Annotated in this window: 25 protein-coding genes; 4 read left to right on the top strand and 21 right to left on the bottom strand. The window is 70.6% G+C overall.

What is annotated here, in order from left to right; all coding sequences use genetic code 11:
- Positions 1 to 21 precede the first annotated feature (21 nt).
- The 5 genes from ACIBAG_RS04230 to ACIBAG_RS04210 form a co-directional block, all read right to left on the bottom strand.
- Positions 22 to 2,040 carry a HelD family protein gene (locus tag ACIBAG_RS04230; protein WP_399100795.1) on the bottom strand — a complete coding sequence of 673 codons (2,019 nt, stop codon included), beginning with the start codon at positions 2,038 to 2,040 and terminating at the stop codon, positions 22 to 24.
- A 50-nt stretch (positions 2,041 to 2,090) separates the two neighbouring features.
- Complete coding sequence (locus ACIBAG_RS04225) at positions 2,091 to 2,702, bottom strand: TetR/AcrR family transcriptional regulator (RefSeq protein WP_399100793.1); 612 nt, start codon at positions 2,700 to 2,702, stop codon at positions 2,091 to 2,093.
- A 19-nt stretch (positions 2,703 to 2,721) separates the two neighbouring features.
- Complete coding sequence (locus ACIBAG_RS04220; RefSeq protein ID WP_399100791.1) at positions 2,722 to 4,920, bottom strand: phosphotransferase; 2,199 nt, start codon at positions 4,918 to 4,920, stop codon at positions 2,722 to 2,724.
- A 319-nt stretch (positions 4,921 to 5,239) separates the two neighbouring features.
- Positions 5,240 to 5,962: an HAD family hydrolase gene (locus ACIBAG_RS04215; protein ID WP_399100789.1), complete on the bottom strand. Its 723-nt coding sequence runs from the start codon at positions 5,960 to 5,962 to the stop codon at positions 5,240 to 5,242.
- A 32-nt stretch (positions 5,963 to 5,994) separates the two neighbouring features.
- On the bottom strand, positions 5,995 to 6,873 hold the full coding sequence (locus ACIBAG_RS04210) for a winged helix-turn-helix domain-containing protein (protein ID WP_399100787.1): 879 nt from the start codon (positions 6,871 to 6,873) through the stop codon (positions 5,995 to 5,997).
- Positions 6,874 to 7,026: 153 nt separating this feature from the next.
- On the opposite strand from ACIBAG_RS04210, the gene ACIBAG_RS04205 reads away from it, so the two are divergent.
- Positions 7,027 to 7,215 (top strand): hypothetical protein, encoded by a 189-nt coding sequence (locus ACIBAG_RS04205; protein ID WP_399100785.1) that lies wholly within the window; start codon positions 7,027 to 7,029, stop codon positions 7,213 to 7,215.
- Between the two features lie 54 nt (positions 7,216 to 7,269).
- Here the strand turns inward: ACIBAG_RS04205 and ACIBAG_RS04200 are convergent, their stop codons facing one another.
- Both ACIBAG_RS04200 and ACIBAG_RS04195 read right to left on the bottom strand, forming a co-directional pair.
- Positions 7,270 to 8,187 (bottom strand): winged helix-turn-helix domain-containing protein, encoded by a 918-nt coding sequence (locus ACIBAG_RS04200; RefSeq protein WP_399100783.1) that lies wholly within the window; start codon positions 8,185 to 8,187, stop codon positions 7,270 to 7,272.
- A 275-nt stretch (positions 8,188 to 8,462) separates the two neighbouring features.
- Positions 8,463 to 9,719 (bottom strand): GNAT family N-acetyltransferase, encoded by a 1,257-nt coding sequence (locus tag ACIBAG_RS04195; protein WP_399100781.1) that lies wholly within the window; start codon positions 9,717 to 9,719, stop codon positions 8,463 to 8,465.
- 182 nt (positions 9,720 to 9,901) lie between these two features.
- Here ACIBAG_RS04195 and ACIBAG_RS04190 point away from each other — a divergent pair, with 182 nt between their 5' ends.
- Positions 9,902 to 10,084 carry a hypothetical protein gene (locus ACIBAG_RS04190; RefSeq protein ID WP_399100779.1) on the top strand — a complete coding sequence of 61 codons (183 nt, stop codon included), beginning with the start codon at positions 9,902 to 9,904 and terminating at the stop codon, positions 10,082 to 10,084.
- Positions 10,085 to 10,101: 17 nt separating this feature from the next.
- Here ACIBAG_RS04190 and ACIBAG_RS04185 read toward each other — a convergent pair whose 3' ends face one another.
- Positions 10,102 to 10,725: an aerial mycelium formation protein gene (locus ACIBAG_RS04185; protein ID WP_399100775.1), complete on the bottom strand. Its 624-nt coding sequence runs from the start codon at positions 10,723 to 10,725 to the stop codon at positions 10,102 to 10,104.
- A 157-nt stretch (positions 10,726 to 10,882) separates the two neighbouring features.
- Between ACIBAG_RS04185 and dtd the strand changes: the two genes are divergently transcribed.
- Positions 10,883 to 11,308, top strand: a complete 426-nt coding sequence (dtd, locus tag ACIBAG_RS04180) for a D-aminoacyl-tRNA deacylase (RefSeq protein ID WP_399100774.1) — start codon at positions 10,883 to 10,885, stop codon at positions 11,306 to 11,308.
- A gap of 48 nt (positions 11,309 to 11,356) precedes the next feature.
- Here the strand turns inward: dtd and ACIBAG_RS04175 are convergent, their stop codons facing one another.
- The 6 genes from ACIBAG_RS04175 to ACIBAG_RS04150 all read right to left on the bottom strand — a co-directional run bounded on the left by ACIBAG_RS04175 (position 11,357) and on the right by ACIBAG_RS04150 (position 16,141).
- Complete coding sequence (locus ACIBAG_RS04175) at positions 11,357 to 12,322, bottom strand: YgfZ/GcvT domain-containing protein (protein ID WP_399100772.1); 966 nt, start codon at positions 12,320 to 12,322, stop codon at positions 11,357 to 11,359.
- Positions 12,323 to 12,332: 10 nt separating this feature from the next.
- Entirely contained in the window at positions 12,333 to 12,770 is a 438-nt protein-coding gene (locus tag ACIBAG_RS04170; protein WP_399100770.1) for a Fur family transcriptional regulator, read from the bottom strand.
- A 16-nt stretch (positions 12,771 to 12,786) separates the two neighbouring features.
- Positions 12,787 to 13,362 carry an FABP family protein gene (locus ACIBAG_RS04165; protein ID WP_399100768.1) on the bottom strand — a complete coding sequence of 192 codons (576 nt, stop codon included), beginning with the start codon at positions 13,360 to 13,362 and terminating at the stop codon, positions 12,787 to 12,789.
- 243 nt (positions 13,363 to 13,605) lie between these two features.
- Positions 13,606 to 14,487 carry a hypothetical protein gene (locus tag ACIBAG_RS04160; RefSeq protein ID WP_399100766.1) on the bottom strand — a complete coding sequence of 294 codons (882 nt, stop codon included), beginning with the start codon at positions 14,485 to 14,487 and terminating at the stop codon, positions 13,606 to 13,608.
- A complete protein-coding gene (locus ACIBAG_RS04155; protein ID WP_399100764.1) occupies positions 14,484 to 15,347 on the bottom strand; it encodes a hypothetical protein in 864 nt (287 codons plus the stop codon). Before ACIBAG_RS04155 ends, ACIBAG_RS04160 begins: the two co-directional genes overlap by 4 nt.
- Positions 15,344 to 16,141 carry a hypothetical protein gene (locus ACIBAG_RS04150; RefSeq protein WP_399100762.1) on the bottom strand — a complete coding sequence of 266 codons (798 nt, stop codon included), beginning with the start codon at positions 16,139 to 16,141 and terminating at the stop codon, positions 15,344 to 15,346. Before ACIBAG_RS04150 ends, ACIBAG_RS04155 begins: the two co-directional genes overlap by 4 nt.
- 103 nt (positions 16,142 to 16,244) lie before the next feature.
- Here ACIBAG_RS04150 and ACIBAG_RS04145 point away from each other — a divergent pair, with 103 nt between their 5' ends.
- Positions 16,245 to 16,607: a DsrE family protein gene (locus tag ACIBAG_RS04145; RefSeq protein ID WP_399100760.1), complete on the top strand. Its 363-nt coding sequence runs from the start codon at positions 16,245 to 16,247 to the stop codon at positions 16,605 to 16,607.
- A 19-nt stretch (positions 16,608 to 16,626) separates the two neighbouring features.
- Here ACIBAG_RS04145 and ACIBAG_RS04140 read toward each other — a convergent pair whose 3' ends face one another.
- From ACIBAG_RS04140 to ACIBAG_RS04110, 7 genes are all read right to left on the bottom strand, one after another.
- Complete coding sequence (locus ACIBAG_RS04140) at positions 16,627 to 16,887, bottom strand: DUF3099 domain-containing protein (RefSeq protein WP_399100758.1); 261 nt, start codon at positions 16,885 to 16,887, stop codon at positions 16,627 to 16,629.
- A 95-nt stretch (positions 16,888 to 16,982) separates the two neighbouring features.
- On the bottom strand, positions 16,983 to 17,273 hold the full coding sequence (locus ACIBAG_RS04135; protein ID WP_004000115.1) for a DUF1416 domain-containing protein: 291 nt from the start codon (positions 17,271 to 17,273) through the stop codon (positions 16,983 to 16,985).
- A gap of 60 nt (positions 17,274 to 17,333) precedes the next feature.
- Complete coding sequence (locus tag ACIBAG_RS04130; protein WP_399100756.1) at positions 17,334 to 18,173, bottom strand: sulfurtransferase; 840 nt, start codon at positions 18,171 to 18,173, stop codon at positions 17,334 to 17,336.
- A 129-nt stretch (positions 18,174 to 18,302) separates the two neighbouring features.
- Positions 18,303 to 18,383: an Ms5788A family Cys-rich leader peptide gene (locus tag ACIBAG_RS04125; protein ID WP_350751515.1), complete on the bottom strand. Its 81-nt coding sequence runs from the start codon at positions 18,381 to 18,383 to the stop codon at positions 18,303 to 18,305.
- A 198-nt stretch (positions 18,384 to 18,581) separates the two neighbouring features.
- Positions 18,582 to 19,319, bottom strand: coding sequence for a DUF2993 domain-containing protein (locus ACIBAG_RS04120; protein ID WP_399100754.1), 738 nt, complete (start codon positions 19,317 to 19,319; stop codon positions 18,582 to 18,584).
- Between the two features lie 171 nt (positions 19,320 to 19,490).
- A complete protein-coding gene (locus ACIBAG_RS04115) occupies positions 19,491 to 20,795 on the bottom strand; it encodes a hypothetical protein (protein WP_399100752.1) in 1,305 nt (434 codons plus the stop codon).
- Between the two features lie 2 nt (positions 20,796 to 20,797).
- Positions 20,798 to 21,052 (bottom strand): MoaD/ThiS family protein, encoded by a 255-nt coding sequence (locus ACIBAG_RS04110; RefSeq protein ID WP_272119498.1) that lies wholly within the window; start codon positions 21,050 to 21,052, stop codon positions 20,798 to 20,800.
- Positions 21,053 to 21,083 lie beyond the last annotated feature (31 nt).

Below are 21,083 nucleotides of genomic sequence, written 5' to 3'. Positions count from 1 at the left end.
TAAGAGGATCTCGCCCGCCCCTCAGAACGGCAACGGCCTCCCGTGCACCACCTCCAGCCCCGCCACCGCCCGCGTCACCACCACATACAGCCGGTGCAACCCCCGCTCCTCCGCCGCCACGATCGCGGCCGGCTCCACGGCGACCACATGGTCGTACTCCAGCCCCTTCACCACACTCGCCGGTACGACCGCGACCCGCGCCCCCAGCTCGTCCGCACTCCCCGCCTCGATCCCGGCGGCCACCAGCGCCTCCCGTATCCGGTTCACGTCCCCGTCGGCGGCGACGACCCCCACGGACCCCTCCCGGCCCAGCGCGTCCCGTACGGCGTCCACGACCGCCCCCGGCAGATCGCCGCCGGCCTCGCGGAACCGCAGCTCCCCGTCGCCGCGCAGCGAACGGGCCGGCGGCACCGCCACGTCCAGCCGCTCCAGCAGCCGGTTGGCGAGCTCCAGCACGGCCCCGGGCACCCGGAACCCCGTCGTGAGGGGCACGAGCATGGCGTCCGGCTTGCCCAGGTGGCCCAGCACCGTCTGCCACGACCGCGCGGCCCAGGGAGTCGTCGCCTGGGCGAGGTCCCCGAGCACGGTGACCGAGCCGAAGGCCGCCCGTCGTGCGATCGCCCGGCACTCCATCGGCGACAGGTCCTGCGCCTCGTCGACGACGACATGGCCGTACCCCTGCGGATGCTCGATGAGCCCGGCCACCTCGTCGAGCAGCACCAGGTCGGCGGCCGACCAGCGCGCCGACTTCCACGACCGCGGCGGCTTCGGCCACAGCAGGGCCTTCTGCTCGTCGGCGTCCAGCACCCCGTCGGCGGCGGCCGCCAGCGCCTCCGGGTCGCCGAGCAGTCGGGCCACGACCTCCTCGGGCCGGACCCGCGGCCATACGGCGTCGACGTACTCCCTGACCGCCCGCGCCCCGGACACCTTCCGCACCCACGTGCCGCTCCGCGGCCCGGCCCGCCGCTCGGCCTGCTGCCGCACCCGCCGCACCACCCGCGTCCGCACCCGCTCCCGCCCGACGGCATAGGGCGGCTCCTCGTCCCGCACCCCCGCGACGATCCGCACCAGCTCCTCGGCCGGGACCCGCCACCGATACGAACCGTCGGGCACGGTAAGGGAGTCGACCACCCCGGCACCGCCGGCCACGCGCGCGTACAGCGCCCGCCGCAGTACCTCCGCCATCCGGACGTCGTGCTTGACGACGGCCGCCCGCTCACTGTCCACACCACGCGCCGGGTACCGGGCGATCTCCTCCCCCAGCGTCGACTGCCGGACGCCCGTCTCGCCGAGGGCCGGGAGGACCTGGGAGATGTACGTCAGGAAGGTCCGGTTGGGGCCGAGGATCAGCAGGCCGCCGCGGCGGATGCGCTGCGGGTGGGTGTAGAGCAGGTAGGCGGCGCGGTGCAGGCCGACGGCGGTCTTGCCGGTGCCGGGCGCGCCCTGCACGCACACCGACACGGCGAGGTCTCCTCGTACGAGATCGTCCTGCTCGGGCTGGATGGTGGCCGCGATGTCCCGCATCGGCCCGACGCGAGGCCGCTCGATCTCCCGGGCGACGATCTCGCTGGCCCGGGACTCGCCCCGGTCCAGGTGCTCGTCCTCAAGCCCGGTGAGGTCGGCGGAGTCACCGCGGCTGCCGGGCGCCCAGCCGAACCGGCGCCGTACGGCCACGCCCTGCGGGTCACGGGCGGAGGCCTGGTAGAAGGCCCGGGAGACGGGGGCCCGCCAGTCGACGACCAGGGGCGGGTCGGCCGGGCGCTCGGTGATCCGCAGCCGCCCGATGTGCAGGCTCTGCCGGTCGGTCTCCAGCCGCCCGAAGAACAGCGGCCCTTCGGGCAGCTCACGCATCTCCTTCGCACGGCTGCGCAGCCGGTATCCCAGCACCTCCGCGTCGGCACCGGAGGCGGAGACGTCCTCGCCGGTGACGACGTGTTCCTGGGCGCCGTCGACCATGGCGGCGAGGGCGGCGCGGCAGCGGTCGTGGTGGGCGCGTTCCTCGCGGAGGGCGTGGCGCAGGGCAGGGTCGGTCGACGTCATTCCACGAAGCCTACCAAAACTCGTAACCGAGTTAAATTTTTTACCGAGCCTCAGTGTGCGGTCAGCCCCGGCAACCCCGCCGCCAACCGCCCGAACGCCCGCTCCGCCGCCGCCACCGCGTCCCCGCGCACCTCGGCCGCCCGCTCCCCCGCCGCCATCCGCCGCCAGTTCTCCAGCGCGAGGACCCGCTGTACGGCGACGATCTGCGCGGCGGCCACCCGCGCGTCCAGCCCTCCGCCGAGCGCCTCGGCGAGCGCGGCCTCGGAGCGTTCGAGGTAGGCGTGCAGGCGGGCGGCCAGCGCGGGGGTCCCGTACAGCATCGACTGGTAGGCGAGGACGTGCGGATCGTCGTTGAGCCCGGTGATCGGGTCACACCGCTCAAGGCCGTCCAGGAAGTGCCGCCGCAACGCCTCGACTGGCGAGGGCCCCGCCCGCACCACCCGCGCGGCCTCGTCCTCATGGTCGGCGAACCGGTACAGGACGAGGTCCTCCTTCGTCGGGAAGTACCGGAAGAGCGTCGGCTTGGAGATCTCGGCGGCGGCGGCCACCTCGGCCACGGAGACGGCGTCGAACCCTTTCTCCAGGAAGAGGCGGACGGCGGTGTCGGACACCGTCTGGTACATCCGCCGCTTCTTGCGCTCGCGCAGGCCGATCTCGCTCATGGCGTCGAGCCTACGGGGGTCAGGCCAGCGCCCTCGCCAGATACGGGTTGGCCGCGGGGCGGCTCGGGACGCCGAGGGCGGAGGTCGCGGCGGCGAGGGTCATGGCGTACGAGTCCACGGCCCGGCGGACGTTCGGGACGTCGAGGCTCGCGCCGGTCACCAGCCGGTCGAGGTCGATGTACGCGGACCGGACGATCTCGATCCAGCGGTAGACCCGCCAGTCCTGGCGCCAGCCGTGGGTGTACCGGGGGTCCAGCTTCGCCTCCCAGCGGCGGAACATCCGGTCCCGGATCTCCGGCCGGGTGGGCGTGAGATGCATGTGCCGGACCAGGTCGTAGAGGGGATCGCCCACCACGGCCATCTCCCAGTCGATGATGGTCAGCGCGAGCTCGTCGTCCCGGCGGACGAGGTTCCACGGGTTCAGGTCGCCGTGCAGCAGGGCCGGCTTCCGTTCCAGCACCTCGTGGCGGGCCAGGATCTGCCGCAGATTGTCCGCGTCGGGCAACCCGAGCTGCCTGGCCAGCTGCTGCGACTTCTTCGGCAACTCCCGGACCATCAGCACGAGTTGGTCTCTCAACCAGCTGTGGAAACGGCCCTCGCCGGCGGCCGGGTCGACGCGGTCGTACTTCACCCGGGTCAGGGCGCAGAGCTGGTCGACCAGCGCGTCCGCCTCATGCGGCAGCAGGCCGTTGACCGGATGGCTCGGGGGCCGGCCGATGTCCCGCGGGCCGACGTAGGTGTGGATGGTGAAACTGTCCTTCGGATAGCTCTCCCCCAGCGCGAGGACACGGGGCGCCGCCACCTCCGCGGAGAACTCCTCGATGGCGCGCAGCACGGCGTGCTCGCTGAGGAAGCACGGCTCCCGGCGGCAGAAGTCGGGCACCCTGCGCCGTACGACGACGGGAAAGTCGACGCCGGGCACCATGACCACCGTGTTGAGGTGCGCGGTTCCCTTGAACACCCGGTCGGCCGGGGCCTCGCCCTCGGCCACCAGGGCCTCGCGCACCGCGCCTGCGGGGAAGTCCGGATGCTCGGGGAGCCGCGAGTCCGGCTGCCACTCGAACGCCTTGACCGCCCAGTCGAGGCTGGCCCCGACCCGGTCCCTGCGCGACGCCCACCAGCGGAACAGGGCCAGCTCGGTCTCCCGCTCGCCCGGCACGTTCCTCAGCCGCAGCGGCTCCGCCGCCGCCTCCAGCGCCCGGCGGACCGCCCGGGTCGCCTCGTCCAGGCTCTTCTGGGTGAAGGAGCCGATCAGGGAACCGGCGGCGCGCATCACGTCGGGGAAGACGGACTGCGCCCGCTCGAAGGCGAGGTAGTGCGGCAGGTCCTTGGCCAGGCCGACCACGGCGGCGGGGCGGACCTTGCGCATGGCCTTCGCCCACGCGTCGATCACCTCGGGCCACTGGTGGGACGGGTACCGCATGCGCACCAGGTGGGTCGCCAGATCGTGCAGGGGATCGCCGTAGGTCGCCAGCTCCCAGTCCACGCAGATGAGGGGCGGCACTCCGGGCTCGTACGACAGGATCAGGTTGTCGCGGTGCAGGTCGGAGTGGAGCAGGCTGTACGGCCGCCGGGTCATCGCGGGGACGCGTTCGGCGAACCGCACCAGGGCGTCCTCGGGAATGCCCAGCGCCGCGAACAGACCGCCGAAGACCGCCCAGTTGGGCTTTCTGATCTGCTCGTCCGCGAGCTGCGCCAAGGCCCGCAGGAACCCCTGGCTGTCGTTGTTGCCGTGCGGCCAGACGGCGGGCAGCGGGGGCAGCGCGCCGCGCCGCACCCGGGTCATCTGGGCGAGCAGATCGGCCATCGCCTCGACGAGCAGGGCGTCGACGGGCTTGCCGTTCGCGCACACGCTGGACAGGGGTACGCCGTCCACATAGCTGTGGATCGCGTAATGGCCGCCGCGGTACAGGCACTCGGGTGCGTGGGGCAGGACCCCCTTGATGGCGTCGAGGATCTGCGCCTCGTTGCGCCATGTCCTGATCACCACGGGCAGGGCCTCGGTACGGCGCGTCCGCACGGTGACGGTCGTACCGGCCGGACGGCCGAGCAGTTGCGCCAGCGGTTCCGTCAGGGGCACCGCGTAGTTCTCGTTGTGGTGCCCCCTGCTGGCCCGGCCCTCTCTGGCGGCCTCCACGAACGCCGCGCAGACGCCGTCGATGCCGTGTCGCGTGGCGCGCCCCCCGACGGCGATACGGGGATCAGGAGGTGCGGCCACTGGCTGCTCCGTACAGGAGGAGGGATGGTAGGCAAACGGTAAGCACGAGGGCGGAACCCTGCATGCCAAGAGTGACGCTCACGTAGGCCGCGACAGGCGTTTCCCACTCTTCTGCGCGGTGTCGCTCGAGGTCGTCCACATGCGGCCTGTTGGCCGCTGCACGGGAGTACATACGAAATAAAGGCGAGCGATTGCTCAGTCGGTGCGGGCATGCTACAGGAACCCCGGTACTCCGCTACGGCGAACCCGATGGCGCGCCCGGCGCCGGGCTTCTCGTTCGACAGGCGGGGAGCGCCGCCACCTTGCACGGGTCGATGATTCAGGGCTGAACGTGGCGTACCAGCTCCAGCACCGGCCGCAACGAAGCCACCACGGACGAGGCCCCGGCCTCCCGCAGCAGTTTCTCCTTGCGCGGGTTACGCGCGTAGCCCAGGAACGGGACCCCGGCGCTGTTCGCGGCCGCGAGGTCCGACGGGGTGTCACCGATCATCAGCGCGGACGAGGGGGCGGCGCCCATGGCGTTCAGGGCCCGGTTGAGGCAGTGCGGGTCCGGCTTCAGGTGATGGAGGTCCTGGGTGCGGCCGTAGATGTGGGGGGCGAAACAGGCGAGCAGGCCGCGGCTGTCCAGGTAGGTGCGGACGACCCGGGGGGAGTTGTTGGTGGTGATGGCGAGCCGGGAGCCGACCGCGGTCCAGGTGCGTATCAACGGGTCCGCGTACGCCGTCGGCATGGCGGAGGACGTCGCCCGCAGTTCCTCCTTGGTGAGACGTTCCTCCAGCTCCGCGACCAGGTCGCTGCCGGGGTGCCGGCGGTCCACGGCGCGCAGCACGACGTGCGGATCCAGGGACTCGCGTGCCTCCTCCGTCAGCAGGCCGTGCAACCCCCGCCCCTCGAGCCACTCCACCAGGTCGGTGGCCACCCGCTCCGCCGAGTGCCCGGCGAACAGCCGGCAGATCGGGCCGTCGAAGTCCCAGAGCACGATGCGGGCGTGAGTGATCAGTTCGCGGAGCTGTTCCGTGTCGTTCTCGGTCTCAGCGGTCACCGGTTCAGTCTGCTGCTTCGTCTCAGAAGTCACTAGGAGAGTGTCAGGTCAGTGCTGATGGTTTCCCAGAGGGCGTCGAACCACTTCTGGGATTCCTCCACGAACGCGGCGTCGCGCTGTCCGGCCTGTCGCACGAAGGAGAAGAGGAGGGACTGGGAGCCGAGGGCGTCGTACATCTCCAGGGTCTGGCTCTCGTACTCCTCCTGGCGTTCGTGGAGGACGTAGTAGCCGATGAGCGCCTCGTCGCCGTTGAGGAGGTAGAGCTTCATCGGCGGCGTGAACGGCAGGGCGCGGAAGGTGACATGGACGTCCACGCCGTGGGTGGAGCGGACGGCCTGGAGGTTGTGGCGGAGCACCTGCGCCTGCGCGTTGCGCATGGCCAGCCAGCGCTGATGGACGGGGTCGTCCTCCCCCCGCCCCTCGACCAGCACCGGGAAGGCGAGATGGATGTCCCGCGACGGCAGCAGGAGCCGTACGTCGATCGACTCGGGGCGGATCGAGCCCTCGTGGATCAGGCGGAGGGGTTCGCCGAGGGCCAGCATCAGGGTCTCGGAGGTGTGGCACACGACGTCCACGCGGACGTGCGGCACGGCGAAGGCCTCCGTCAGGCGGGGCGCCAGGCTGACCATCGTCGGCTGGGGCGCACCCCGGGTGGGGGCCGGCAGGGCGATGCGCGGCGGGCTGCCCTTGCTGACGTTGGTGAGGAGGCCGTCCTCCTGGAGCGCGCGCAGGGCCTGGCGTACGGTGCCTCGCTCCACGCCGAACTCCTCGGCCAGCTCGGCCTGGGTGGGCAGGCGGTCGCCCGCCTTGAGCTCCCCGACGCGGATCCGTTCCCGCAGGATGTCGGCGATCTCCTGGGGAGAGAGTCTCCTGCTGCCGTTCACTGCCACGTTCTCCTGAGTCACGACCAAACGTTACAACTCGCATCCATCTGGCGGGAGTTGTTTGTAACTTGTTTCAAAGTAGGGGCCAAGTGGGGACAACTTAGTCAGAGTTGGCATCTAGTTGGTTGAGTTGGCGGAAGTAATCCTTCCATCCCCAGGAGCCCGAAGGAGGAAACACCGATGCCCGTCCTCGCACTCCTCTCCGCCGTCCTCGTCGTCGGCGTCGAACAGACCCTCCAGTGGAAGTACGGCACCACCGGCATCATCGGCCTGCTGCTGCTCACGATAGGCATCAAGGCCAAGAGCCCGGCCATCAGTTCGATCGGGGCCGTCGTCCTCGCCGTCCTGGTCTCGGGACCCGCCCTATGAGTCCTGCGCATGACGGCAGCGACGAACACACAGGTCAAACGTTGTGGGGGATGATCAGCTCGTGAGCACCAGCTCCGAACTGATCGTCTCCCACAACGCGTTGAACCACACATGCGACTGCTCCACGAACGTCGTGTCCCGCAGCCCGGCCCCCTGCTCGAAGGCGAACAGCATCGACTGGATGCCCGGAGCGTCGTACATCTCCAGGTGCTGCTGGCCGATCTCCACCTCGCGGCGCGCCAGCGTGTAGTAGGCGAAGAGCGCCTCCGTGCTGTTGAGCAGGTACAGCTTGACCGGCGGTGTGAAAGGCAGCGCGCGGAAGCTGATCGACACGTCGATGCCGTGCGTGGACCGCAGCGCCTGCAGATTGTGCCGGAGCACCTGACCCTGGGCGTTGCGCTGGGCGAGCCAGCGCAGGCGCAGCTGCTCGTCGGCGTCGTCGGCCGAGGCGTCCACCGGCGTCGGGAAGGCGAGCGAAATGTCGCGGCTCGGCAGCAGGACGCGGACGTCGACCTTGGCCGGTTTCAGTTGCCCGGCGTGGATCTGGCGCAGCGGTTCGCCGATGGCGAGCGTGAGCGAGACCGAAGTCAGGCACAGGGCGTCGATCTCGACGTGCGGGGCCGCGAAGGCGGCGGCGATCCGTGGGGCGAGGGCCACCATGGTGGGCTGCGGCGGGGCTCCGGGGCCGGTCAGCGCCTTGCCCAGGTCGGGGGCGACGGTCGCCGGCGCCCCTTTGGACACGTTGGTGAGCAGGTGCTCCGACTGCAGGATGCGCAGGGCCTGCCGTACGGCTCCGCGCTCGACGCCGAACTCGTCGGCCAGCCTGGCCTGCGTGGGCATGCGCTGGCCGGGCCGCAACTCGCCCGAGGTGATCCGGGCGCGCAGCTCGTCGGCCACCTCCCGATGTGACTTCTGTGGCCGCTGCGACCTCTTCCGCCCATTGGCGGAGGCGTGTTTCGGCTCCACGACCAAACACTACAACTTCCCGCCATCTTTAGGCAGTTCTCGGGATGGTGGTTATGAGACGCTTCCAAACGGTCATAAGTACAGTGAAGTTGGCTGCCAACTTCAACAACATGGTCAAACTTCAAGAAGGTTGGCTGGTCGGGCTCCCTTCCGGAGGGGAGCCGGGAGCCCGGTCGGTCCGCACAGTCACAACTGAACAGCGACAACTGAACATCGACCGCACAGCCACAACTGAACAGCTCGCTACGGATGAGCAGACCTGTCGCCGGCGGAGAGGAGGTTCAGAAGATGTCCGGGCACCAAGGTCGCCTGGACGTACGCAGCAGGGCGTCGGCCACCCGGGCGGCGCCCGCTCGTTCTTCCCGCACCAGCCCCAGCGCGGCGAGCCGCACGGCGGACTCGTCGCCGAGCCAGAGGCGCCCCAAGTCGGCGATGTCGAGGGTGAGTTCGGCGGCTGACGTGGTCGGCGTGCAGGACGCCCCGTCCGGGGACGCCTCCAGCCGGTACCGCCCGCCGCTCAACCCGGCCCGGTCCACGACCTCCAGCACCAGCGCGCCCTCGCCGTCGTACGTACGCGCCTCCAGAGCCCGTACGACATCCAGGATCCGCACCCACAACCAGTCCGCCGGCGTCGACATCCGGGCGGCCCGCGGGTCGGGCAGGTAGAAGGGCAGCAGGTCGTCGGGAGACCGCGAGCCGCTCTTCACCGTGGTGACCCAGTCGATCGAACACAGGTAGTGCCACAGGGCGCGCTCGGCGTCCGGTGTCGTCGCGATCAGCCAGTTCACGGTGGCCGTGTTCATCGGCTTGTTGTCGGCCCAGTGATCGTCCGCCTTGTACGACACCAGTCCCTCGACGTCGCCGGCCGCCGAGCGGTACACCGCGAAGAAGGGCTCGGCCCACGGGTCCCTGTCCAGCCGCAGTACACCGGTGTTGACCTGCCACCAGCGCTCGTCCCGGTCGATGGCGCCCGGCTGGGCGCGGCGCATCCGTTCGTGCAGCTCCGGGCCGATCTTGCGGACGTCCGCCCCGTCGACGATGTCGATACGGCCGCCGCCCTCGGGGCCGCACCATCTGGGGTCCAGGCCGGTGCGGGGGACGTCGACGGTCCACTCGACCGTAAAGGTCGCGGGGCCGAAGCCGTAGCGGCCGTAGATCGGGTACTCGGCGGCGATCAGGGTGGCGACGACGTCGCCGCGGGCCTTCGCGGCCGCCAGGTCGTGGGCCATCATCCGGGTGAGCAGGCCGCGGCGGCGGTGGGTGGGGGTGACGGTGACGTTCGAGATGGCGTCGGCGGGGACGGCCGCGCCGCCGACGGTGGTGAGTTCCTGCGGGAAGGAACGGAAGGTGGCCACGCAGCGGCCGGCGTCGAAGGCGCCGAGGGTGCGGGACGGGATGATGTACGACGCGCGGTCCGCGATCTCTGTGTCGGTGACGCTGGGGGTGCGCAGGAAGCCGGTGTTCAGGGCCCGGATCCAGTCCGGGATGTCGGCCTCGGTGATCGGGCGGACCTCGGTGTGGGGTGCGGGACGGGTCATGGGGTCACGGTAGGTGGGTGGGCGGGGAGGTGTCGCCGCGTTTTTCCTCGCCCCCGCCGCCCCTACGCGTCCTGTCCTCTTGAGGACCGGCCGAGGCTCAAGATCGGCTCAACTCGCTGGAATCCGCCCCGGCCGCAGATGCATCCTCCTCGACAAGACCATGTACCCAAGGGGGAACGCTGATGAAGACCTTGCTCGACCGAGTCGTGATGCGCGTTCGGGACGTCGTCTCCGGACGCCGGGATCCAAAGGAGTACGGCCACCCGGAGGCCCATCGCCACGAGGCCCACAACCGCGACGCCAACCTGGCCCACCACTACGTTCCGACGCCGCCGGCACCCATGAACTTCCCCAACGGCATGTAGACGGCGCGCATACGCACCTAAGTCAGCAGATCGTCCACCTGCGCCTCGCCCTCCCGGTACCGGCGGGTGATCTCGGCGCTGCACTCGTCGGCCGTCCGCTGGAGTCGTTGGCGGCGGCGGGAGACCTGCTGCTCGTACCGGACGAGGCGTCCCATCGCCGTGTTCAGCTCGGCCTCCGTGCGGGCCTCGAGGTCCGAGAGTTCCACCTCGGCGAGCATCTCCGCCGCCAGCCGCCGGTACTCCTCGCTCTGCGGCGTGCCCAGCGTGACATGGCGGGCCGAGGAGCGCTGGCGGGCCGGGGCGTCGGTCAGGATCTCCGGGAGGCGGTCCACCACGGACGCCGCGCCCGCCGGGGAGCGCCGGGCCAGCTCCGCCCGCAGGATGTCGATCCGGCCCTGCAGCAGTCGCCGTACATAACTCAGGTCCGCCTCGTCGCTCTGGGCGTCCCGGCGCAGGGTGCGCAGTTCGGGCAGGCTGAGCACGGTCAGGTCCTGCTCGGGCTGTTCTGCGGGCAGCGGCGCGTGCGGGCCGGGGCCCGGATCGTCGGCGGTGCGTTGCGTGGGCGGCCTGATGGCGGCGGACTGGTCCGCGTGGGTCAACACGACAGCCCCAGGAGGCTGCCCGGTACTCGGTGTGCTCATGTGCCTCTACCGTCCCCTCGACCGGCGTGTGGAAGCATGGTGCCATCCCAACTGGCCGCTATGTGACCGAGTGCCCACGAACAGCCCCAGATGGGGGGTAAGCAGCTATAAAGAGGCCCCTTACGAGGCACTTCTCCGTGCACGGCATGATGGCGGTATGCGAGCTGTGGTGCAGAGGGTGGACGGCGCGAGCGTCGTCGTGGACGGCGAGACGGTCGGGGAGATCGTGGGCGAGGGACTGTGCGTCCTGGTCGGCGTCACCCACGAGGACACCAAGGAGAAGGCGGCCCAACTCGCCCGCAAGCTCTGGTCGATCCGCATGCTGAACGACGAGAAGTCCTGCAGCGACATCGACGCCCCGCTCCTCGTCATCAGCCAGTTCACCCTCTACGGCGACGCCCGCAAGGGACGGCGCCCCACCTGGAACGCCGCCGCCCCCGGAGATGTCGCCGAACCGCTGGTCGACGAGGTCGTCGCCCAGCTCCGCACCCTCGGCGCGACGGTGGCCACGGGCAGGTTCGGCGCGAAGATGCGGGTGTCCCTCACGAACGACGGCCCGTTCACGGTGCTCGTGGAGATCTAGGGCTCTACAGATGTCTAGGGCTCTACGACGTCCCGGGCTCTGCGGTGTCTAGGGCTCCACGACGACTTCCTGCGCCGCCGCCGTCGTGTCCGCCACCAACCGCGCGTCCACCGGCACGTTCCGCTTCACCAGCGCGAGCGCGACCGGACCGAGCTCGTGGTGCCGTACGGACGTCGTGATGAAGCCGATCTTCCGGCCGTCGGGCCCGTCGTCCGCGAGCCGGATCTCCGCACCGCGCGTCGGCAGGTGCACCTCACTGCCGTCCAGGTGCAGGAAGACCAGCCGGCGCGGGGGCTTGCCCAGGTTCTGGACGCGGGCGACCGTCTCCTGGCCCCGGTAGCAGCCCTTCTGCAGGTGCACGGCGGTGCCGATCCAGCCGAGCTCGTGCGGGATGGTGCGGTGGTCGGTCTCGAAGCCGAGACGCGGGCGGTGGTGCTCGACGCGCAGGGCCTCGTACGCCAGGATCCCGGCCGCCGGGCCGGCCTTCTCCGCGTACGACTCCAGATCGGCGCGCGGGACGAACAGGTCACGGCCGTACGCCGTCTCGCGTACGACCACACCGTCCGGCACCTCGGCGATGGAGCCGGCGGGCAGGTGCACGAGCGCGAACTCGTCGGTACGGTCGGCGACTTCGACCCGGTAGAAGAACTTCATCGACTCCAGGTACGCGATCAGCGCGTCCTGGGTGCCGGGCTCGACATGAGCCCAGACCGTCGCCCCGTCGTCCACGAGATACAGCGCGTGCTCGATGTGGCCGTGCGCGGAGAGGATCAGCGCCTCGGTGGCCTCGCCCGTCGGCAGGTCGCTGACGTGCTGGGTGAGCAGCAGATGCAGCCAGCTCAGCCGGTCCTCGCCGGAGACGGAGACGACTCCGCGGTGCGAGAGGTCGACGAAACCGGTGCCGTCGGCGAGGGCGCGCTGCTCGCGGAACAGATCGCCGTAGTGGGCGGCGACGCCTTCGTCCACGCCCTCGGCGGGCACGGCGCCGGGCAGGGTCAGCAGGGGGCTCTTCATATGCGTAAGCCTACGACTTGGTAGTTGAATTCTTGAGCGAGCAGTCCTCGCACCGACCGAAGATCGCGAAGTGCTTCATGTCGGTGTCGAAGCCGAACTCCTGCCGGAGCTTCGCGGTGAACTCGGCGGCCACCGACACATCGGCCTCGATCACGTTCGTGCAGTCCCGGCAGACGAGGTGGATGTGGTGGTGACGGTCGGCCAGGTGGTACGTCGGCGCGCCGTGCCCCAGGTGCGCATGGCTGACCAGCCCCAGCTCCTCCAGGAGCTCCAGGGTCCGGTAGACCGTGGAAATGTTGACCCCCGACGCCGTCTTCCTCACTTCCACGAGGATGTCGTCGGGGGTCGCGTGCTCCAGGGTGTCCACTGCTTCGAGGACAAGCTGGCGCTGGGGCGTCAGCCGGTAGCCGCGCTGCCTGAGGTCGCTCTTCCAGTCGGTGCTCACCACACCGACGAGTCTAGAACTACTTGAAGAAGGCGATCCCGTCGTCCGGCATGTCGTCGGGCAGGGCCTTGGCCCAGCGCTCGACCTCCTCCGGGGTGACGACCTTCTTCAGGTGCGCGGACATGTAGGGGCGCAGCTCGACCTCGGGGGTCTGCTTCTCGCCGACCCACATCAGGTCGCTCTTGACGTAGCCGTAGAGCCGCTTGCCGCCGCTGTACGGGCCGGAGGCGGCCGTGCGGGCCACCGCGTCCGTGGCCAGGTCGATCTGCGGCTTCTTGTCGGCGAGCTCGCCGTACCAGACCTCGACGACCCCGTCGTTGCGGACCATCGTCACCTCGACCTTGCGGTCGGCGTCGATGCGCCAGAAGCCGTGCTCGGACTCCAGCGGCTTCACCTTGTTGCCGTCGTTGTCCAGCACCCAGGTGTGGGACCGGTACTCCAGGAAGTCCCGGCCGTCGTGCGTGAAGGCGACCTCCTGCCCGAAGTTGCACTTCTCGGCGCCGGGGAAGTCGTGCACGCCCGCGCCCGCCCAGTTGCCGAGCAGGAAGGCGAGGGGGACGAGGTCCTTGTGGAGGTCGGACGGGATCTCGATCATGAGCAGCTCAGAAGTCTCGTACGTCGGTGAGGTGGATCAGCGCTGGCCCTGGTACAGCTTCTTCACGGTCAGCCCGGCGAAGGCGAGGACGCCGACGCAGACCAGAACCAGCAGGGCTTCGAAGAAGATCTCCACGGGGTGCTCCTCGATTGAGCGCGGGGTGCGGTACATGTACACAGGGCCGGGCCCCAGCTTACGCGGCCGGGGACCGGCCCTCTGTGTGAGGTAGGCCCGGGGGCGGGCTCAGCCCAGCAGCTGGCTCTGCAGTACGACCGTCTGCTGGAAGGGCACCGCCCGCACGCCGCCCTCGCCGCCCTTGCGGGACTGGACGATCACCCCGAGGACGTCACCGGCCGGGAGGTACGCCTGCCGGACCTCCTCGTCGCCGTACGGCTCGACCTCGGCGTAGACCGAGGGGCGGATCTCCCCGATCTGCCGGGCCTCCTCCGGGAAGTCCTCGTCGTAGACGGCGGCCTCGGCGCCCCGCAGCTCGTAGCGGGGGCTGCTCATCGGGGCGAGGCCGTCGGCGAGCAGCCCGTCCACGACCGCGGCGGTGTTGAAACGGAGCAGGTAGATCCTGGTGTGCGTGCCGTCCTGGGTGGTCCAGCCGCGTGCCGCGATGTGCCGGAGGCCCTGGTCGACGAGCTGCTGCCCGAACTCGTCGCGGTCCTCCTGCTGCCCGTACTCCGCCAGGAAGTCCTTCGTCGCGAGCCAGCCGTCGTCGCCGCGCAGCGCCTTGTCCGCGGTCGCCCCCTTCGGCGCGGGCAGGACGAGGGCACGCAGGTCGGCGTGGTGGGTGCCGGCCTTGTTCGTCTCGGCGAAGGGCCGCGGGCTGCCCGACGGCAGGGGCGGCCTGGTGAGCGTCGGGTAGTCCCAGCGCCCGTCCGACTCGGTCGCCAGTCCCGGTACGTCCGTCCGCTCCATCCCGGTGATCCCGTACGCCGCGCCCGCCCCGACCGCCGCGCAGACGACGACGGCGGAGGTCCAGCGCAGGACGGCACGCAGCGCCCGGCGGTCCTTGGGCGCCGGTAGCTGCACCGGGGCCTGGGGCGGTACGGGTGGTGCCGCAGGGGTGAGCTGCTCCGTCTGCTCCGTCTGCTCCCTCTGCTCCGTCTGCTCGCTCATACCGCCTCCCCCGGCTCGGCGATGCGGTCGAGCTGCGTCTTGAGCAGCATCGCGACCCCCTTGGTGTCGAGTGGCTTGACGCCCTCCGCGCTCGCGGTGACCAGGACGTCGCCCACGTAGGCGGAGCAGTACATGGTGTCGAGGGGCTCGTCGGCGTCCTTGGGCGGCAGGAAGCACTTGGCCTCCTTGTGGCCCTTGATCGCCGGGCCGTCGCGGAGGATGTCCAGGGCGTCGAGGAACTCGTTCTGGAGCGTCGACAGGTTCCGTACGGCCGCCTGGCTCTCCATCTGGCTCAGCACGATGCTGACGTTGTAGATGCCCCGGGCGGCCGCCTCGCTGAGGTTGCTGCCGTCCCCGCTGAAGTAGCTGCGCATCGCTATGCCCGTGATGCGCTGCTTGTCCATCCACTTCTCCAACTGGCGCCGCTGGGAGCGCGGCAGATCACGCAGCGACTCCTTCTGCAGAGCCATGGCCTGGGCGCCGCTGAGCTGCGCGTCCGACCCGAACTCCCTGAGGTCCGGCCCCCGCACCCAGCCGTCGGTGCCGTACGGCACGAGCATCCCGGCCAGCCCGGAGGCGGCCGGCTCCTTCTCGTCGCCTGCCTTCTCCGCCGGGAACTCCCACACCGGCGCCCCGGCGCCCCGATCGGCGTCCCGCACGGTCACGACGGTGTACCCGACGCCGGCGACGAGGGCTCCGACCAGCAGCACGGAACCCGCGACAGCGGCGATACGGCCACGGCGGAGTGGCTTCTTGGCGGGCTCGACTGTCATGGCGGGCTCGACAGGCGCGGCAGGCTCGACAGGCGCGGCAGGCTCGACGGACGGTATCGGCACGGCGGCGTTCTGGTTCTCGTTCACAGCCGCTCCATCTGCCGCTCGGCCAGGTCCATGATCCTCTTCTTGCTGATCGGCTTGGAGTCGTAGACCCAGATCTCCATGGCGACGTCGCCGCGCCAGGCGTACGCCTCCGCGCTGTACAGCGGCAGACGGCCGACCTGCCTCTCGGGCTCGCTGTGGACGTGCACCATGCCGTCTCCGGTGCCCGGGACGGGCCAGCTCTCGGTCGACTCGCTCTCCCCCCAGTACAGGTTCTTGTCGCCGATGTCGTCGGCGCCGACGGCCTCCTCCTGCCGGAACTGCAGCAGGCGGATGTCCACCGTGGACGAGCCGGACTGCCAGCCCGTGACGGCGGCCCGGCGGAACTCGTCGCTGACGAGGTTGGCGAAAATCAGGTCCGCCCCCTCGTAGGTGCCGGCGTAACCGGCCAGGTCCATCCAGCCGTCCAGGCCCTCCAGCCACGGGGCGTCCTTCGCCCCGGCCGGCTTCTTCAGCAGCAGCTTGCGCAGGTCGCCGTCGGTCTTCACCCGGCGGTCCCGAGCGGCCGACAGCGGCTCGGGCGCCTCGCCCGCGGCCTGCTCCAGGGTCGGCTGGGAGAGCGGGGGCAGCTTGGTCGGCGCACGGTCCGCCTGTACGAGGTAACCGGCGCAGGTCCCCCCGACGAGCCCGATCACGGCGGCAGCGCCGATCACCAGCGCCGTGCGCCCCCGACGACGGGGCCGGGCCGCGGCGTGCGCCTCGGGCACCTCCGCATGCCCGGGCACGACCGGCGCGGCCGGCGCCGCCACCGCTCCTATTTCTTCGGGTACATCCAAGACGTCCCCCCAACAGAACGTGAAGCCCGCATTCCGTATGCGTGCGCACAGGAGACTCATGATCGACGGCCCGGGTTGCAGGGCGATTGATTACGATTCGGCCATGGCGAAGAAGCTCGTGATCAAGGTGACGGCCGGGGCGGACGCCCCCGAGCGCTGCTCGCAGGCGTTCACGGTGGCGGCGGTGGCCGTCGCGAGTGGGGTCGAGGTGTCGTTGTGGCTGACCGGTGAGTCCGCCTGGTTCGCGCTGCCGGGCCGTGCCGCCGAGTTCGAACTGCCGCACGCCGCCCCGCTGCCCGACCTCCTCGAGTCGGTCCTCGCGGGCGGCCGGCTCACCCTGTGCACTCAGTGCGCGGCCCGCCGGGACATCACCGAGAAGGACGTCATCGAGGGCGTACGGATCGCGGGGGCGCAGGTGTTCGTGCAGGAGGCGCTCGCGGACGAGACGCAGGCGCTCGTCTACTGAGAGTCGTCCGCACGCCTTCTCACTGCCGCCGCTTCTTGCCGTCCAGTTCGTCCCACCACTCGTCGGACTGAGGGTCCCCGGAGGGGTCGTCCCACCAGCGGTCCTCCGGCCCCCGCCGGTTGGCGACCATCGCGGCGAGCGGCGGGATGACCATGGCGACCAGGCACATGCCCACGGCCACCGGAACCGACCAGATGCGTACGACGCCCCAGGCCAGGACGAAGAGCGTGACGCAGGTCCCCATCATGGCGAAGTACTGGTGCCGTCGCCGTGCGTACATACGTCCAGCGTAGGCCCGTACGGCACCGGCAGGCAGAAGGGCCGCACCCCAGGCGTCCAACCCGCGGGGTGCGGCCCTTCGGCTGCTGCGCTCGCTCAGACCGCGATGGCGACCTCGGCGAGAGCACCCTTCTCGGCGACGACGACCGTACGGTCGGCCGTGGCGCCGGGGACGAGCGCACGTACGGTCCAGGTGCCCTCGGCCGCGTAGAAGCGGAACTGGCCCGTGGCGGAGGTGGGGACCTCCGCGGTGAACTCGCCGGTCGAGTCCAGCAGACGGACGTAGCCCGTCACCGGCTCGCCGTCGCGGGTCACCTGACCCTGGATCGTGGTCTCACCGGGCTTGATCGTCGAGGCGTCGGGGCCGCCGGCCTTCGCTCCACACATGTCTTTCTCCAGAAGGGGTCTGACCGGAAGGAAGGCCGGTCGGTTCTGCGGGTGGGTGGGTTACTTGTTGGCGCCGAGCTCGATCGGAACGCCGACCAGGGAGCCGTACTCGGTCCAGGAGCCGTCGTAGTTCTTGACGTTCTCCACACCGAGCAGCTCGTGCAGGACGAACCAGGTCAGCGCGGAGCGCTCACCGATACGGCAGTAGGCGATGGTGTCCTTCGCCAGGTCCACCTGCTCCTCGGCGTAGAGCTCCTTGAGCTCGTCGTCCGACTTGAAGGTGCCGTCGTCGTTGGCGTTCTTCGACCACGGGATGTTGCGGGCGGTCGGGACGTGGCCCGGACGCTGCGACTGCTCCTGCGGCAGGTGGGCCGGGGCGAGCAGCTTGCCGCTGAACTCGTCGGGGGAGCGGACGTCGACCAGGTTCTGCGAGCCGATGGCCGCCACCACGTCGTCGCGGAACGCGCGGATGGAGGTGTCCTGCGGCTTGGCCTTGTACTCGGTCGTCGGACGCTCGGGCACCTCCTCGACCAGCTCGCGGGCGTCCAGCTCCCACTTCTTGCGGCCGCCGTCGAGAAGCTTGACGTTCTCGTGGCCGTAGAGCTTGAAGTACCAGTAGGCGTAGGACGCGAACCAGTTGTTGTTGCCGCCGTAGAGGATCACCAGGGTGTCGTTGGCGATGCCCTTCGCCGACAGGAGCTTCTCGAAGCCCTCCTGGTCGATGAAGTCACGGCGGACCGGGTCCTGCAGGTCCTTCGTCCAGTCGATGCGGATCGCGTTGCGGATGTGGTTCTTCTCGTAGGCGGACGTGTCTTCGTCCACCTCCACGATCGCGATGTCGGGGTTGTCCAGGTTCTCCTGGACCCAGTCGGCGTCGACGAGGACGTCGCTGCGGCTCATGCTCTTCTCTCCTCCGGGGCAGTTGCGGCGGCGGGGCGTGCGAGTGCGTGGGGTGCGCGCGCTCGTGCCGAGACGGCGCACCTGTGCCCTGGTCAGGGCGAGGGAAAACGCGGAAGTCGGAGCTTCCGCTCAGAAGGGGCGACAGAGCATGGCGGCAACGCGGCACAGGTCTACTGCCCGCCGCTTCGTGAGATCCGCCTGTCGCTTCATGGGCTCGATCGTAGGGACGGACATGCGGGCGTGTCACCGCTGTGTCGCATCCTGAGACAGGATCATCCGGAATGTGGGAAGGAGACAGTGTCGGAATGGCCGCCGCAGGGCTTGCGGAGGCGGGCGTCCCGGGTTGCATCTGCGGTACGGACGACACTGTCTCGCCAATTGGACGCGGCACGTTCACCGCTCGCCGTACTACCCGGCGAGGCGGACGTTCGAACCCTTCACCGTGATCTCGACGCCGTTCTTCGCCGCCTGGACCTTGTCGAGCTGGATGCCGCCGGGCAGGCCGTCGATCTTCTGCTCGAAGTCGGTGATCGCGCGGACCCGGGACTCGGCGAGGTCGACGCCGCCGAAGCTGGGCAGGTCGTCCGCGTGGACCCGGACGGTGTCGCCCTGTGCGGTGACCGTGCTGAGGACGTAGACCGGATCGGGCAGCTTGTTGCCGAGGACGGTGGCCTCGACGGCGACCTTGATCTTGCCGTTGCCGCCGTCCGAGAGACCGACGACGTTGGCGGTGACGCCGGGGGCGATCTGGGTGGGCTCGGACTTGGCGGTCTTCAGCAGCTCGGCGTAGGTGACGGACGCGGTGCCGGTGGCGGTGGCCGCGGTGGCGGAGCTGTAGTCGCCGGAGAACTCGACGCCCTTCATGCTGGCCGTGAGGTCGTCGATCCGGATCGTCCCGCCCTGGGTGCCGGTGGCGGCCTCGTAGTCCTTGATGCCGACCTCGACGTCGTCCAGCGTGCCGCTCGCGACCTGGGTCAGGAACGGGAAGCCCTTGATGGACACGTCCGGGGTGGCGGCGAGGTCCTCACTGGCCTGGAGCCTGCCGGCCGCCTCGTCCTCGGCGAACCCGACGGCGAGCCGGTCGGCCAGCACGAAGAGACCGCCGAGTATCACGACGACGATCAGCAGTATTCGCAGGGCGCGCATGTTGTGGTGTTCCCCCCACCTCGGCGGTCGTCGACGACGACGGTCACGACGTCGACGACGGGTCATGGCGGTCATGACGGCTACGGACGACCGGGTGGCCGCCCAGCGCGAGGGTAACCCTGAGGTGGCGGTGACCGGCGGATTGTCGATCACCTGTGACAGGGGGTGCCCTCAGGCCAGCGCCCGCCCCAGCACGTACACCGCAGGCGCGGCCGCCGCCAGCGGCAGGGCCACGCCCGCCGTGAAGTGCACGAAGCGCGACGGGTAGTCGTAGCCGGCCACCCGATGGCCGATCAGCGCACACACCGCCGCACCCACCCCGAGCATCGCCCCGCTCGCACCCAGCCCCGTCATCGCTCCCCCGGCGACCCCCGCACCCGCCGCGGCGAGCAGCGAGACCGCCACGGAGGCCGGTGTCGGCAACGGAAGGGCCCGCGCCACAACGGCGACCGCGACCGCCATCGCACCCACCGTCACCGCGTCCCCCTCGGCCGCCAGGTACCCGGCCGCGATGATCGCGAGTGCCGCCGAGGCGACCGTCGCCATCAGGCCGTACATCCGCTCGTCCGGGTCGGCGTGCGAACGGAGCTGCAGCACCAGCGCCAGCAGCACCCACACACCCAGCGTCCCGAGAATCGCCGCCGGCGCGCGGTCGGCCGCGAGCAACGCCACGTCCGCCGTCAGCGCGCCCGCGAAGGCGAGCGCGATGCCCTGCCGGGCGGGCCACATGCCGTTCAGCCGGAACCAGCCCGCCGCCGTCACCGCCTGCAGGAGGACGAGGGGGACCACGAGGGCGTACGACCCGATCGCCGCCGCGCCCGAGAGCAGCAGCCCCAGCAGCGCCGTGAGCGCGGCCGGCTGCATCCCCGGCTCGATGATCGGCGAACGGCCCTCGAGGCGGGCGCGCTGGGCGTCCGTGATGCGGGAGTTGCCGGAGACGGTCGCGGGGCCGTAGGCGGGGCCGTCATCGTCGCCGGGCTGTGCGTCCGTGCCGGGTGCTCCGGGATTGCCAGGCTCCGGGGCGTGGGTCCGCGTCCCGCTCTGGTGCTGCGCGGGGGACGGGAACTGGGCCTGGGGCTGGGGCTGGGGCTGGTACCGGGCCTGAGCCTGGGCCTGGGCGTGGGCCTGCGGCGCACCGTCCCAGCCGGCCTGGCCCGTCTCCCCGTACCCCGGGTACGCCCCGGCCCCCTGCGACGGCAGATACGCCGTCTCCGCAGCGGGGGCCGCAGACGCCGCACCGGCCGCCGGTGCCGACGTCACCGGCGTGTGCACCTGCGTCTCCCAGGTCTGCCCCTGCCACTGCTGCGTGTACTGCTGGGCGGCCTGCGGATCGTCGTGCGGCTGCTGCTGCCCGGGCCACGCCTGCGCCGCGGGCTGCTGATACGGGTCGTACCCGTCGTATCCCTGCCCTTGGTGGCCCTGGTGGCCCTGGTGGCCCTGGTGCCCTTGGTTTCCCTGATACGGCTGGTCGCTCATCGTCACCCTCCTGCGAACGGCGGGAGCACCTCGACCGTGCCGCCGTCGGCCAGCCGTACCGTCTCATGTTCGCGGGTGCCCACGGGGTCACCGTCGACGAGGAACGAGCATCGCCGCAGTACGCGCGTCAGTTCCCCGGGGTGTCGCTCGCGCACCGCGTCGAGCGCCTCGGCGAGGGTGGCCGCGTCGAACGGCTCCTCGGCGATCCCGGCCGCGGCCTTCGCTGCGGCCCAGTAGCGCACCGTGACCTTTGGCATCCGGTTCCTCAATCGATCGGCTGTGTACCCC

Origin of the sequence: Streptomyces sp. NPDC051243 (assembly GCF_044455405.1) — a bacterium.
In the GTDB taxonomy this organism is placed as follows: domain Bacteria; phylum Actinomycetota; class Actinomycetes; order Streptomycetales; family Streptomycetaceae; genus Streptomyces.
This window is presented reverse-complemented; position numbering and strand designations above follow the sequence as displayed.